This window comes from Acidocella sp. C78 (genome assembly GCF_907164655.1).
The window spans coordinates 19,137-31,820 of the sequence record NZ_CAJQZK010000091.1 but is presented as its reverse complement, the minus strand read 5'-3'; the positions used below and the strand labels follow the sequence as shown (position 1 = coordinate 31,820).

The following is a 12,684-nucleotide window of genomic DNA, read 5'->3' as shown; positions in this document are numbered from 1 at the left end:
TTCCGCTCCACGCAGGCCGCGTAGCCGAGGCCGAGCCGCTCCAGCGCGCCGGGGCGGAAATTCTCGGTCAGCACATCGGCCCGCGCCACCAGGTCGCGCGCGACGGCGAGCCCCGCGGGCGATTTCAGGTCGAGCATGACGCTGCGCTTGTTGCGGCTCGCCATGGTGAAGAAGCCGATTCCCGAGCCGGTGAGCCGGCGGGTGTTGTCACCCACCGGCATCGGCTCGATCTTCACCACGTCCGCACCGAGATCGCCGAGAATCAGCCCGGTCGTCGGCCCCATCACCATATGCGCGAACTCGACGACGCGCAGCCCCGCCAGCGGTGTGCCGCTCATGCCTCGCCCCTCACGCCGCCTGGCGATAGGTGCGCGGAATGCCCGCCTTCGCGACCTGGCCGTGCATCGGCTCGGCCGGCAGCCCCTCGTGCAGCAGGCGCCGCGCGGCGATCAGCGCCTCAAGGTCGATGCCGGTGGCGAAGCCCATGCTCTCCAGCATGAACACGAGATCCTCGGTGACGATATTGCCAGAGGCCCCGGCGCGAACGGGCAGCCGCCCAGCCCGGCCAGCGCCGCGTCGAAATCCCGGATCCCGGCGTCGAGCCCGGCCAGCGCATTGGCGATGCCGAGGCCCATCGTGTCGTGCAGGTGCAGCCCGCGCAGCGCCGGGCCGATCTCGCGCCGCACCGCCCGCACGACCGACCTGATCTGCGCCGGGTTGGCGTAGCCCACCGTATCCGCGAGGCCGATCTGCTCGACGCCCGTCTCCGCGAGTGCCGCGGCGATGCGCACCACCTCGCGCTCGGGCACCGCGCCGTCGATCGAGCAGCCGAAGGCGGTCGAGCAGGCGACCTCGATTTCCGCCGGATTGCCCATGTCCTTCATCCACGCGACGATCTGGCCGACCACCGCCACCTGCGCGTCGGGCGCGCGGTTGAGGTTGGCGCGCGAATGCCCCTCGCTGACGGAAACCGGGATGCTGACCCGATGCGCCCCGGCCGCCACCGCCGCCTGCGCCCCGCGCAGGTTCGGCGCCAGCGCGACGACGACGAGCCCCGGAATCTCCTTCGCGAAGCGCACCACCGCCTCGGTATCGGCCATCTGCGGAATCAGCTTCGGCGGCACGAAACTGCCGACCTCGATCTCTTTCAGCCCGGCTTGCGCCATCGCGGCGATCCAGCGGCATTTGGCCCCGGTTTCCAGTCTCGACTTGGCTATCTGCAGCCCGTCGCGCGGGCCGACCTCGCAGATCATCACGTGTTCGCTCATGGCCGCAATCTGCGCCCACAGCACCGAAGGGACAAGCCCCGCGCCGCCGGGTTTGGCAGGGCGCGCCGGCAATGCTACGAACCCGCGCGATGACCGCCGTGACCCCATCGCCGATCGCCGCCGAGGCCGCCAGCAACGGACTCGTCCTCGCCCTGCCCAAGGGCCGCATTCTCAAGGAATGCGCGCCGCTGCTCGCCGCCGCGGGCATCGCGCCCGAGCCGGACTATGCCGACGAGAGCAGCCGCCGGCTGCGCTTCCACACCGCGATCCCCGAACTGGACGTGATCCGCGTGCGCAGTTTCGACGTTGCCACCTTCGTCGCCTTCGGCGCCGCCGAAATCGGCATCTGCGGCGCCGACGTGCTGATGGAGTTCGACTATCCGGAAATCTACGCCCCGCTCGATCTCGGCATCGGCGCCTGCCGCATCGCCGTCGCCGAACCGGCGGACGCCGCCGGGCGCACCGATTTCAGCCGCCTCTCGCGCGTGCGCGTCGCCAGCAAATACCCCAACATCACCCGCCGCCATTTCGCCGCGCGCGGCATCCAGGCCGAGATCGTGGCGCTGAACGGCGCGATGGAACTCGCCCCGGGTCTCGGCCTGTCGCGCCTGATCGTCGACCTGGTGCAGACCGGCTCGACGCTGAAGGCCAACGGCCTCGTCGAGACCGAGACCATCGCCCACGTCACCTCGCGGCTGATCGTCAACCGCACCGCGCTGAAGACGCGGCCGGAGGCGATCGCCCACTGGATCGCCCGCTTCCGCGACGCGCTGGCCGCCGCATGATCCGCCGCCTCGACGCCGCCGCCCCCGGCTTCGCCGCCGCCCTCGCCGCCCTGGCCAGCGACCGCGCCAGCGCCACCGACGTCGCCGCCCCGGTCGCCGCGATCATCGCCCGGGTGCGCGCCGAGGGCGACGCCGCGCTGATCGACCTCACCCGCCGCTACGACCGCTTTCCCCTCACGCCCGAAACCCTGCGGGTGAGTGCCGCCGAGATCGACGCCGCCTGCGCCCGCGTCAGCGCCGAACAACTTGAGGCGATCGACCTCGCCGCGACCCGGATCGAGGCGTTCCACCGCGCCCAGCTGCCGCAGGACATCGCCTTCACCGATGCCGCCGGCGCGCGGCTCGGCCTGCGCTGGGGGCCGCTCGACGCCGTCGGGCTCTACGTGCCGGGGGGCAAGGCGTCCTACCCCTCCTCAGTGCTGATGAACGCGATTCCCGCCCGTGTCGCCGGCGTCGGGCGGATCGCCATGTGCGTGCCGACGCCGGACGGGCAGATGAACGATCTCGTCCTCGCCGCCGCGCGCCGCGCCGGGGTGGCCGAGATCTACCGCGTCGGCGGTGCGCAGGCCGTCGCCGCCCTCGCCTATGGCACCGAGGCCATCGCCCCGGTCGACCGCATCGTCGGCCCCGGCAACGCCTTCGTCGCCGAGGCGAAGCGGCAGGTGTTCGGGCAGGTCGGCATCGATTCCATCGCCGGCCCCTCCGAGGTGCTGATCATCGCCGATGCCGGGCAGGACCCGTGGCGCGTCGCGCTCGACATGATCGCCCAGGCCGAGCACGACGAGGCGGCGCAGTCGCTCCTCGTCACCGACGATGCGGCGCTGGCCGACGCGGTCGCCGCGGAGATCGCCCGCGCACTGGAAACCCTGCCCCGCGCCTCGATCGCCGCCGCCTCGCTCGTCGCCCATGGCGCGATCATCATCGCCCGCGACCTCGACGAGGCGGCCGACATCGCCAACCGCGTCGCCTCCGAGCATCTCCAGGTGATGACGGCCGACCCGGAGGCGGTTTTCGCCCGCATCCGCCATGCCGGCGCCGCCTTTCTCGGCGCCGACGCGCCGACCGCGATCGGCGACTATGTCGCCGGGCCCAACCACGTGCTGCCGACCGGCGGCACGGCGCGGTTCTCCTCCGGCCTGTCGGTGTTCGACTTCCTCAAGCGCACCACCTTCGTCGCTCTCGATCCGGCGGCGATGGCCGCCATCGGCCCGGCCGCGGCGACGCTGGCAGTGGCCGAGAGTCTCGACGGCCATGCCCGTTCCATCCGCGCAAGGCTGACCCGCAACCGCGCGGAAAACTTGACCTGAACGCGCCATCGGCTCATTTGGATCGCATGTTGCAAATTTTTATCGAGGCTTGATGTCAAAGAAGACATGATCGAGTTCAGCGGCACCGTCGCGGAGCTGCTCCCGAACGCGATGTTCCGGGTGAAACTCGACAACGACCACGTCATTCTCGCCCATACGAGCGGCAAGATGCGCAAGAACCGCATCCGCGTGCTGGCCGGCGACCGCGTCAACGTCGAAATGACGCCCTATGATCTGACCAAGGGCCGGATCACCTTCCGCTTCAAGTAAGCCGGACCGCCGCGTGGCCGACCTGATCCTGGCGTCGTCGAGCCCCCGCAGGCTCGACCTGCTGCGCCAGCTCGGCATCATCCCCGATTCGGTGATCTCCCCCGATATCGACGAAACCCCGCAAAAGGCGGAACCGCCCCGGCTCTACGCCGCGCGCATGGCGGCGGGGAAGCTCGCTGCCGTCACCGCGCCGGGGGTCTTCGTCCTCGCCGCCGATACCGTCGTCGCCCTCGGCCGCCGCATCCTGCCGAAAACCGAAACCGAGGCCGAGGCGAGACGCTGTCTCGACCTGCTGTCCGGCCGCCGCCACCGGGTGTATTCCGCCGTCGCCGTCCGCGGGCCGGATGGGCGCGTCGCCGCGCGCAACGTGCTGACCAGCGTCGGCTTCGCCCGGCTCGACCGCGAGAGCGCCGAGGCCTATCTCGCCAGCGGCGAATGGCGCGGCAAGGCCGGCGGCTACGCGATCCAGGGGCGCGCCGCGGGGTTCGTCGATTTTCTCGCCGGCTCGCATTCCGGCGTGGTCGGCCTGCCCCTGCACGAAACGCTGAACCTGCTGCGCGGCCTCGGCTGGCGGGCATGAACGCCGTCATCCGCGCCGGGCTGCGCGGCGGCACGGTGCATCTCGCCCTCACCCACTCCGGCCGCCTCGCCGGCTATACGCGCTGGCGGCCCGACGCGCCGGATGGCGTCGGCGATCTCTGCTCGGGCCGGATCACCGCCCGCGCCCCCGCGCTCGGCGGCGTGTTCGTCGATCTCGGCAGCAGGTCCGGCTTCCTGCCCGACAGCGCGGGCGGCAAACATCTCGCCGAGGGCGATCCCGTCGCGGTGCGGATCACCCGCGCCCCCCAGGGCGGCAAGGGCCCGCGCCTCGCGCTGGCGCAAGACGTCGCCCCCGGCGCGAAGCCCGGCCTGCTCGCCCGCGGCCCCGGCCCGCTCGCCGAATTCCGCGCCCCGCATCCAGCCGCGCCGATCCTCGCCGATGACTGGGAACTGGTGGCGCTGCTGCGGGCCGCGCATGAGGGGGTCGCGCACGATCCGGCCAGCCTCGCCCCGGTCGAGGAGGAGATCGCCGGCCTTGCCGAGCCGGTCTTTGCGCTGCCGCAGGGCGCGCGCGGCACGGTCTGCCCGACGCCGGCGCTCACCGCGATCGATATCGATGCCGGTGCCGCCACCGCCGAGCAGGGCGACAAGCCGGGCGCGCAGCTGCGGCTCAACCGCGCGATCATCCCCGAACTCGCGCGGCAGATCGTGCTGCGCAACCTCGCCGGCGCGATCCTGATCGATTTCGCCGGAATGAAACCCGCGGCCCGGCCGAAACTGGCCCCCGACCTCGCCGCAGCCCTGGCGCGCGATCCGCTCCGCCCGCGTCTGCTGGGCTTCTCGGCACTCGGCTTCGCCGAGATCAGCCGCCCCCGCATCCACCCGCCGCTGCACGAGCTGCCGCCATGACCGACGAACCGGCTCCCGCAAGCCGCCCCCGCCGCAAGCCCGCCGGCGCCTGCCCGATCTGCGGCCAGAAGGCGCAGGCGGCGCACCGCCCGTTCTGCTCGGCGCGGTGCCGCGCGGTCGATCTCGGCCGCTGGTTCGGCGAGGATTACAGGTTGCCGAGCGACGAGGCGCCGTTGACCGATTCCGAATAGGTCTCGAGCCGGGCGAGTGCGGCCGGCACGTCCGGCACCGTCTCGAACAGCTCGCGCACCGGCGGCCGGGCGAAACCATCCTCGATCACGCCATCGATCAGCGCCGCGACCCGGCTGGCCCAGCCGCGGATGTCGATCAGCAGGATCGGCTTGGCGTGGCGGCCGAGCTGCTTCCAGGTGAGGATTTCCATCAGCTCGTCCAGCGTGCCGATCCCGCCCGGCAGCACGACGAACGCATCCGCCCGCGCGAACATGCGCCGCTTGCGGGTGTGCATCGTGTCGGTGACGATCAGCTCGGTCAGGCCGGGAAACTCGACCTCGCGGGCGCGCAGGAAATCGGGGATGATGCCGGTCACCGCGCCGCCGGCGCCGAGGGCCGCCCCGGCCGTCGCCCCCATCAGCCCGACATTGCCGCCGCCGAAGACCAGTGTCATGCCCCGCGCGGCCAGCCCCGCGCCGAGATCGCGCGCCGCCGCGAGGTAATCAGGTGCCGCGCCGGGGGATGACCCGCAAAATACCGTGACCGAAATGTGACTCATAATGGAGAATGACCCGCAGAACCTTTCGAGATGCCTGACCTCGTGGCAGGATAACGCCCGACAGGCAAGCGACCGCGATCGAGAGTTTTCCACATGCCCACAAACGAGACCCCCAGCAGCGATAACGATGGCACGCGCACGCGGATGCCCGGCTGGCTGCCGGGCGCTGCGATCGGCGCGCTCGGCCTCTGCGCGGTGCTGGGCCTTGCGGTGCTGAGCAGCCACCGCACGCCCAGAACCGCCCCGCCGCGGCGCCAGCGCCCGCCGCCGCGCCCGCCGCGCCGGCAGCACCCGCGCCCCCCGCGGCGCCGAGCTTCGATACCGTGCGGGTGGATGCCGGCGGCAACGCGGTGATCGCCGGGCACGCGGCACCGGGCGCCACCGTCACCATCACCGCCAACGGGCGGACGATCGGCACCGTCAAGGCGGACGGTTCGGGCAGCTTCGCCTTCGTCACCGCGCATCCGCTCCCGGCCGGGGGCCAGCAGCTCGCCCTCGCCGAGGCGACTCCCGGCGGCGGCACGCGGACGAGCCAGCGCGATGTCACCGTCGCCGTGCCCGCCGCGCCGAACGAGGGGCCGCTGGCCGTGCTCGCCGGGAATGGCGGCAAGCCCTCCCGCGTCCTGAGCGGCCAGGGCCCGGCGCCCGGCACGCTCGGCATCGGCTCGGTCGATTACGGCGCCAGCGGCAAGGCCGTGATCGCCGGCACGGCCAAACCCGGCGCCACCGTCTCGCTCTCGCTCGACGGCAAGAAGCTCGGCAGCGCGACCACCGGGCCGGATGGCCGCTGGACCATGAAGGTCGGCCACATGCCGGCGAAGCCGGGTACCTTCAGCCTCAAGGCGCGGGACGCCAAGGGCGGCATCATCGGCGAGATGAAGACCGCCTATGCCCCGCGCCCGCTCGGCAAGGTGGCGCCGCACGAGGTCGTCGTCGCGCGCGGCGAATGCCTGTGGCTGATCGCCCGGCGCGTCTATGGCCGCGGCATCGACTACACCATGATCTACCGGGCGAACGAGGCCAGCATCCGCGATCCCAACCTGGTCTATCCCGGCCAGCGCTTCCTGCTGCCGCAAGCGCCCGGCAGGGCGGCGGAACCCGCCGCACCGGCCAGGCCCGCCGCGCCGCCGGCACCCCAGGCGCCACGGGCGGCGCCCGCGCCGGCCGGCACGAGCTGAGCCGTGGCGGCGGGGGCGTTCTTGCAAGGCCCCGCGCCGCTCGCCATAACCCCGGAATGGACATCATCGACTCCCTGCGCGCCGCTCTGGTGCCGCCGCACCGCGCCGGGCGGCCCTTCATCGCCGCCGGGCTGGCGGTTTTCCTGCTCGGCCTTCTCACCGCCGGCTGGCTGGCCTGGCTCGGCGCGCTCTTCGCGCTGTTCTGCCTGTATTTCTTCCGCGACCCGGCGCGCGTGCCGCCCGCCCGGCCTGATGCGATGCTCGCCCCGGCGGATGGCCGCGTCGTCATCATCGACGAGGCGCTGCCGCCGCCCGAACTCGGCCTGCCGGCGGTGATGATGCCGCGCATCGCCACTTTCCTCTCGGTGCTCGACGTGCATGTGAACCGCGTGCCGATGGCCGGCATCGTCACCCGCATCTCCTATCGCCACGGCAAGTTCGTGAACGCGGCGGCGAAGGAGGCCGAGGAGAACGAGCGCAACGCCCTCGCCATCCGGCTGGAATCCGGCGCCGCGATCGCGGTGGTGCAGATCGCCGGGCTGATCGCGCGGCGTATCCTGTGCGACGTGCACGAGGGCGACCGGGTGGAAACCGGCGCGCGCTTCGGCATCATCCGCTTCGGCAGCCGCACCGATCTCTATCTGCCGCCCGGCACGGTGCCGCTGGTCGCGGTCGGCCAGCGCATGGTCGGCGGCGAGACGGTGATGGGGCTGCTGCCGCGCGCCGTCCCGCAAGACGGCGCATGAGCGGGGCGGAAAAGCCGCCGCTCTTCGCCATGCCCCGGCGCCGGCCGCCGCGCCGCCCCCGCCTGCGCGGCATGAGCTTCAACCGCATGCTGCCGAACCTGCTGACCCTTGCGGGCCTCTGCGTGGGGTTCAGCGCGATCCGCTTTGCCCTCGAACAGCGCTTCGGCGCCGCGGTGATCGCCATCGCCGTCGCCGGCGTGATCGACGGGCTCGATGGCCGGCTCGCCCGCCTGCTCAAGGCCACGTCGCGCTTCGGCGCGGAGTTCGACAGCCTGTCGGATTTTCTCTGCTTCGGGATCGCCCCGGCGCTGGTGCTCTATCTCTGGTCGCTCAGCGACTGGGGCGCCTTCGGCTATCTGCCGCCGCTGGTCTACACCGCCTGCATGGCGCTGCGCCTCGCCCGCTTCAACGCGGCGATCGACGCGCTCCCGCGCGAGGCGGACGGCCATCTGCCGGCGTTCCGCTTCGCCGCCAATTTCTTCACCGGCGTGCCGGCGCCGGCGGGCGCCGCGATCGCGCTGCTGCCGATCTATCTCGGCCTCGAGGCCGTGCGGCATGGCGGCGACGGGCTCGACCGGCTGGCCCAGGCGCCGGAACTGAGCGCACTGGTGCTGACCGGCACCGCGCTGCTCTGCATCTCGACGCTGCCGGTCTGGAATTTCAAGAATTTCAAGGTGCCGCCGCAACACGTCATCGCCATCCTGCTCGGGGTGATCGTCGCCGCCGCGGTGCTGCTGGCCGATCCCTGGCTCGGCCTGTCGCTGCTGGTGCTCGCCTATCTCGGCATGCTGCCGTTCAGCCGCCGCAGCTTCCGCCGGCTGCAGGCCGAGGCCGAGGCACGGCGCCGGCAGGGGATGGACGAAGGCGCGAAGGAATAGCCCGCCCGTCCCTTCAGGCCGGCTCGGCGAAGCGCGCGAGCCGAACGGCGGTATGCCCGCGGCCGGTCCGCAGGCTCGGCATGATCAGCAGGCAGTCATCGTGCGGGGTGCGGATTTCCGCCGTGCCGTCGCGCGCCAGCAGCGTGTCCCGCCGGCGGATCACCTCGCCGCCGCGGAACGGCCGGACGAAGGCGAAGCGGCCGGTATTGGCGGTCACCACCCGCGACACCTCGGCGAAGCGTGGCGCCACGGACGGCGCCGCGCATGGCGCCACCTTCCCGATCATGCCGGCATGGGCCAGCACGGCGTCGACGCTCGCGCGCATCTGCCGCACCGTGTCCTCCTGCCAGTGCTGCCCGGCCTCGACCAGCACCGCCGCGGCATCGCCCGCCGCGGCGAGGAAGCGTGGATGGTCGATCAGCCGGCGGCCGCCGGCATGGCCGCCATCGGCAACCACCAGCGCCGGCGTGCCCATCGCCATCGCCAGCGCCCGGCCGCGCGCGCCCTGGCCGCACAGCACCAGCGGGTCGGACGGCCATAGCATCGAATGCAGGTCGAGCACCATGTCCGCCCCGGCGATCAGCGGCCAGATCTCGCGGGCGCGGTCAAGCTCGGCGGAGCGGCGCGGCCCCTCCAGAGTCGCCTGGTCCCACACCCGGTTCAGATCCTCGTCGACGAAGCGCGAGGCGACCGGGTTGTCCGGATCGAACCGCCGATAGGCGGCGATGTTGACAAAGCCGAGCGTCAGCCGCCCGCAGGCGGGCCGCAACCCTTCGCGCAGCAGCGCATCCAGCACCACCGCGCCGGCGATTTCGTTGCCATGCATCAGGCACAGCACCAGCACATGCGGCCCGGCGCGCGCGGCGGCGAAGGTGGAGAAACCGGGAATGCCCGTGTTGCCGGGCAGCCATGCCGCGAGATCCGGCGGGGTCAGCCGCACCTCGAACCGCGGCAACGATACCCCCCCGCTCATCGCGGCGGCAACGGCCGTTCTGGCCGAACGCGGCGGGCTTGCTTCGGGGCCGGTGTCGCCATGGCCCCACTCTACCCAGAGATGAAAATCTCGCAACCGTTCGACGTGTGTTGACGAAATGTCCCGCTGGCCCGAAAACGCCGCGATGCAAGCCGCGCCGACTCTCATGGCCGCACCCCATGCCACCGCCGACGGACAGGCCGCTCCGGTCACCGCCCGCGTCCTGTGCACCGACCTCGCCGGTCTCCGCTCCCAGGCCCTGGGCCTCGCGGAAGCGGCCGGATTCCGCACCGATTTCCGGGTCATCGCGCCGAAGCGCCCCTGGACCCTGTTTTCGCCCATGCTCTGGCCCGATCCGCGCTGCGCGATCGACGCCGCCGCCCTCGCCCCACCGGAGGGCGACCTGATGCTCGGCGCCGGCGGTGCCGCCGCCCGCGTGCTGGCGACGCTGCGCCGGCCGAACCTTCCGGCGGTGATCATCCAGCACCCGCGCATGGATGCCGGCCGGTTCGACGCCGTGGTGGCCGCGAAACATGACGGGCTGACCGGCCCGAACGTCATCGTCACCCGCACCGCGCTGCACCGCGTGACGCCGGAGCGCCTCGCCCTCGAACGCGCGCTCTGGGCGCCGCATTTCGCCTCCCTGCCGCGCCCGCTCGTCGCCGTGCTGGTGGGGGGCTCCAACGGCCGCTACCGGCTCGACACCGCGGCGGCGCGCACCCTCGCCGAGCAGCTCGCCCGGATGATGGATCGCGACCGCGTCGGGCTGATGCTGACCCCTTCGCGCCGCACCGAGCCCGCCGCCCGCGCCATTCTCGACGAGGCGCTGCGCCCGCGCGGCGCCTGGATCTGGGACATGCAGGGCGAGAACCCCTATTTCGGCATGCTCGCCGTCGCCGACGCGATCGTGGTGACGGGGGATTCCGTCTCGATGGTCTCCGAGGCGGTGGCCACCGACGCGCCGGTGATGATCGCGCGCCTGCCCGGGAAATCCACCCGCATCGGCGCCTTCATGGACGATATGGTCGCCTGCGGCCGCGCCCGGAATTTCGAGGGCAAGCTGCTGAGCTGGGCCACCTCCGCGCTGAACGACACGCCGATGGCCGCCGCCGAGCTGCGCCGGATGCTGGGAGTCTGACCGCGATGCTCGAGATCGACACGTTCGACAATGTCCGCGGCGGCAACGCGGTCTACAAGGCGCTCGCGCATCCACTGGCCGCCGCGGCGCTGGAGCGCCTCGCCGCGCGCCTCGCCGCCGGGCCGGTCGCGGTCTACGATCCCGAGCGCATTTTCGCGCCGCTGCGCGCCCTGGCGCCGGATTTCGCGGTCGATGCCGTCTACGTTCACGACACGCTGGCGATCGGCGAGAACCGGGGCGGCTTTCCCGCCCGGCCGCTGACCGACCTCATCGCCGCGGCCCCGGCCACCGTGCTGATCGCCGCCTTCGACGCCCGCCGCCTGGCCGACCGGCTGGCCGCCCTGCTGCCTGGCGCCGATATCCTCACCCTCGACGAGGTGCGCCTGCCCGACCGGCTGCTGACCAACCGCCGCCGCTATCTCGACCCGCTGAACTTCGCCACCAATTTCGCCTTCTTCCGCGATGACGACGCGATGACCACCAGCCTCGTCACCGCGAATTACTGGCATGGCTATGGCGCGCAGGGCGTGCGCCTGTGGTGCCGCCTGTTCGACGCCGCGGGCGCGGTGCTCGCCGAATTCGAGCGCGCGCTGCCCGACCATGCCGGCACCATCCGCATCGACAGCGCCGAGGTGCGCCGCGCGCACGGGCTCGGCCCGTTCACCGGCCAGCTCTTCATCCACGCCATCGGCGTCGCCGGGCACGACGTGGTGAAATACGCGCTCGACACGAACGCGACCGGCAACGGGGCGAGCCTGTCCTGCACGCACGACGCCAATGCCTGGCCCTCCGAGCGCTTCGCCGGTCTGCCCGCCCGCGCGAGGACGAGACGGTGATCCTCTGGCTGCAGAACAGCCACGCCGTGCCGATCCCCGCCGGCGCCATCGGCCTCGACCGGATGGGCGCCGAGGCGCCCGTTACGCTGGCCGAGCCGATCGCCCCCTTCGCGACGCGGGCGATCGACGTCGCCGAACTGCTGCCCGGGCTGCGCTGGCCGGCGCAGATCGAGCTGCGCGCCGGCCGCCATGTGGTGCGGCCGCGTTACGAAGTCGTTCGCGCTGGGCGCGCCCGTATCGCCCACATGAATGTCGAGCGCGCCGACCTCCGCCCCGATCCGGCGATCCGCTCCCTCTCGCCGCTGCTCGGCCGCGGTTTTCTGCTCCCCTTCCCGATCCTGCCGCGGGAGCGGTTCCGCTCGGCAGCACTGCCGACGCCGATGGCGCACACCCAGGCCAACCTGCCGCTCCGCCTCGACATCTTCGCCCCCGACGGCAGCAAGATCGCCGAACACCGCCCCGGCACGCTCCCGCGCGACCATGCCTGCGCCATCGATCTCGACGACGTGCTGCCGGCGGACGCGCTGCCCGAGGGCGGCCATGGCGAGCTGGTCTACGACTTCACCGACGGCGGCGAGGCCGATGGCTGGCTGCACGGGCTGTTCCGCTACGAGGCGCGGGACGGGTCGCACGCCGCCGAAACCAGCTTCGGCGCGCATGTCTTCAACACGCTGATGACCTGGAAGGGCGAGCCGCAATCCTATTCCGGCCCGCCGCCCGGCCTCTCGACCCGGCTGTTCCTCGATCTCGGCAGCGCGTCGCGGCCGAGCTTCTGCGTGCTGACCTATCCCGCCTCCGCCGCCTGGCATCCGCACTCCGCCACGATGCTGATCCTGCACGACGCCGAAGGCCGCGTGGTGGCCGAGCAGAACCTCGCCATCGCCTGCTCCGGCTCGGCCATTGTCGAGCCTTGGCGGATCTTCGGCGCCGCGGCACTGGCGCGCGCGGCCGGCGGCTATGTGATCATCCGCGATACGACCTGCCGGCTGTTCGGCTATCACGGCAAGCACGACGGCGCTCACCTCGGCGGTGGCGCGTTTTCGTTCGATCACATGTTCGGGTTCTGAATTCAGCGCAATCCTGAGGCTCTGCCCTCGCAACGATCGCGGTTTTGGCGTATCCGGGT

At 72.2% G+C, this 12,684-nt stretch carries 15 protein-coding genes and 1 pseudogene; 11 read left to right on the top strand and 5 right to left on the bottom strand.

The window, feature by feature from the left end; genetic code table 11:
- The 3 genes from ACIDOCELLA78_RS95065 to ACIDOCELLA78_RS95055 all read right to left on the bottom strand — a co-directional run.
- Positions 1–338: CoA transferase (locus ACIDOCELLA78_RS95065; RefSeq protein WP_201729653.1), on the bottom strand; the 338-nt coding region annotated here is incomplete at its 3' end.
- A gap of 10 nt (positions 339–348) precedes the next feature.
- Positions 349–498 carry a hypothetical protein gene (locus tag ACIDOCELLA78_RS95060; protein ID WP_249676665.1) on the bottom strand — a complete coding sequence of 50 codons (150 nt, stop codon included), beginning with the start codon at positions 496–498 and terminating at the stop codon, positions 349–351.
- Positions 450–1,268 carry a hydroxymethylglutaryl-CoA lyase gene (locus ACIDOCELLA78_RS95055; RefSeq protein ID WP_249676662.1) on the bottom strand — a complete coding sequence of 273 codons (819 nt, stop codon included), beginning with the start codon at positions 1,266–1,268 and terminating at the stop codon, positions 450–452. Before ACIDOCELLA78_RS95055 ends, ACIDOCELLA78_RS95060 begins: the two co-directional genes overlap by 49 nt.
- An 89-nt stretch (positions 1,269–1,357) precedes the next feature.
- Here ACIDOCELLA78_RS95055 and hisG point away from each other — a divergent pair, with 89 nt between their 5' ends.
- The 6 genes from hisG to ACIDOCELLA78_RS95025 all read left to right on the top strand — a co-directional run bounded on the left by hisG (position 1,358) and on the right by ACIDOCELLA78_RS95025 (position 5,270).
- Positions 1,358–2,053: an ATP phosphoribosyltransferase gene (gene hisG / locus ACIDOCELLA78_RS95050; protein ID WP_201729658.1), complete on the top strand. Its 696-nt coding sequence runs from the start codon at positions 1,358–1,360 to the stop codon at positions 2,051–2,053.
- The gene (hisD, locus tag ACIDOCELLA78_RS95045) at positions 2,050–3,360 is read left to right on the top strand and encodes a histidinol dehydrogenase (protein WP_201729652.1); all 1,311 of its coding nucleotides are present in this window, start codon (positions 2,050–2,052) and stop codon (positions 3,358–3,360) included. Before hisG ends, hisD begins: the two co-directional genes overlap by 4 nt.
- A 66-nt stretch (positions 3,361–3,426) precedes the next feature.
- Complete coding sequence (infA, locus tag ACIDOCELLA78_RS95040) at positions 3,427–3,630, top strand: translation initiation factor IF-1 (RefSeq protein WP_201729651.1); 204 nt, start codon at positions 3,427–3,429, stop codon at positions 3,628–3,630.
- 13 nt (positions 3,631–3,643) lie between these two features.
- Entirely contained in the window at positions 3,644–4,210 is a 567-nt protein-coding gene (locus ACIDOCELLA78_RS95035; RefSeq protein ID WP_201729650.1) for a nucleoside triphosphate pyrophosphatase, read from the top strand.
- Positions 4,207–5,079: a ribonuclease E/G gene (locus ACIDOCELLA78_RS95030; protein WP_201729649.1), complete on the top strand. Its 873-nt coding sequence runs from the start codon at positions 4,207–4,209 to the stop codon at positions 5,077–5,079. The genes ACIDOCELLA78_RS95035 and ACIDOCELLA78_RS95030 overlap by 4 nt, the downstream gene beginning before the upstream one ends.
- Positions 5,076–5,270, top strand: coding sequence for a DNA gyrase inhibitor YacG (locus tag ACIDOCELLA78_RS95025; protein ID WP_201729648.1), 195 nt, complete (start codon positions 5,076–5,078; stop codon positions 5,268–5,270). The genes ACIDOCELLA78_RS95030 and ACIDOCELLA78_RS95025 overlap by 4 nt, the downstream gene beginning before the upstream one ends.
- Here ACIDOCELLA78_RS95025 and ACIDOCELLA78_RS95020 read toward each other — a convergent pair.
- Positions 5,225–5,809 carry a TIGR00730 family Rossman fold protein gene (locus tag ACIDOCELLA78_RS95020; protein WP_201729647.1) on the bottom strand — a complete coding sequence of 195 codons (585 nt, stop codon included), beginning with the start codon at positions 5,807–5,809 and terminating at the stop codon, positions 5,225–5,227. The two genes, ACIDOCELLA78_RS95025 and ACIDOCELLA78_RS95020, sit on opposite strands and share 46 nt — an antisense overlap.
- Positions 5,810–6,132: 323 nt before the next feature.
- Between ACIDOCELLA78_RS95020 and ACIDOCELLA78_RS95015 the strand changes: the two genes are divergently transcribed.
- From ACIDOCELLA78_RS95015 to ACIDOCELLA78_RS95005, 3 genes are read left to right on the top strand one after another with little or no spacing between them, the layout of a single operon-like run.
- Positions 6,133–6,987: an Ig-like domain-containing protein gene (locus ACIDOCELLA78_RS95015; RefSeq protein WP_249676659.1), complete on the top strand. Its 855-nt coding sequence runs from the start codon at positions 6,133–6,135 to the stop codon at positions 6,985–6,987.
- Between the two features lie 56 nt (positions 6,988–7,043).
- Complete coding sequence (locus ACIDOCELLA78_RS95010) at positions 7,044–7,733, top strand: phosphatidylserine decarboxylase (protein ID WP_201729646.1); 690 nt, start codon at positions 7,044–7,046, stop codon at positions 7,731–7,733.
- The gene (locus tag ACIDOCELLA78_RS95005; RefSeq protein ID WP_201729645.1) at positions 7,730–8,611 is read left to right on the top strand and encodes a phosphatidylcholine/phosphatidylserine synthase; all 882 of its coding nucleotides are present in this window, start codon (positions 7,730–7,732) and stop codon (positions 8,609–8,611) included. Before ACIDOCELLA78_RS95010 ends, ACIDOCELLA78_RS95005 begins: the two co-directional genes overlap by 4 nt.
- A gap of 13 nt (positions 8,612–8,624) precedes the next feature.
- Here the strand turns inward: ACIDOCELLA78_RS95005 and ACIDOCELLA78_RS95000 are convergent, their stop codons facing one another.
- A complete protein-coding gene (locus tag ACIDOCELLA78_RS95000) occupies positions 8,625–9,584 on the bottom strand; it encodes a succinylglutamate desuccinylase/aspartoacylase family protein (RefSeq protein WP_201729644.1) in 960 nt (319 codons plus the stop codon).
- 118 nt (positions 9,585–9,702) lie between these two features.
- On the opposite strand from ACIDOCELLA78_RS95000, the gene ACIDOCELLA78_RS94995 reads away from it, so the two are divergent.
- Together ACIDOCELLA78_RS94995 and ACIDOCELLA78_RS94990 are read left to right on the top strand one after the other, a co-directional pair.
- Positions 9,703–10,722 (top strand): mitochondrial fission ELM1 family protein, encoded by a 1,020-nt coding sequence (locus tag ACIDOCELLA78_RS94995; RefSeq protein WP_201729643.1) that lies wholly within the window; start codon positions 9,703–9,705, stop codon positions 10,720–10,722.
- A 5-nt stretch (positions 10,723–10,727) separates the two neighbouring features.
- A pseudogene (locus tag ACIDOCELLA78_RS94990) lies at positions 10,728–12,625 on the top strand (hypothetical protein).
- Positions 12,626–12,684 lie beyond the last annotated feature (59 nt).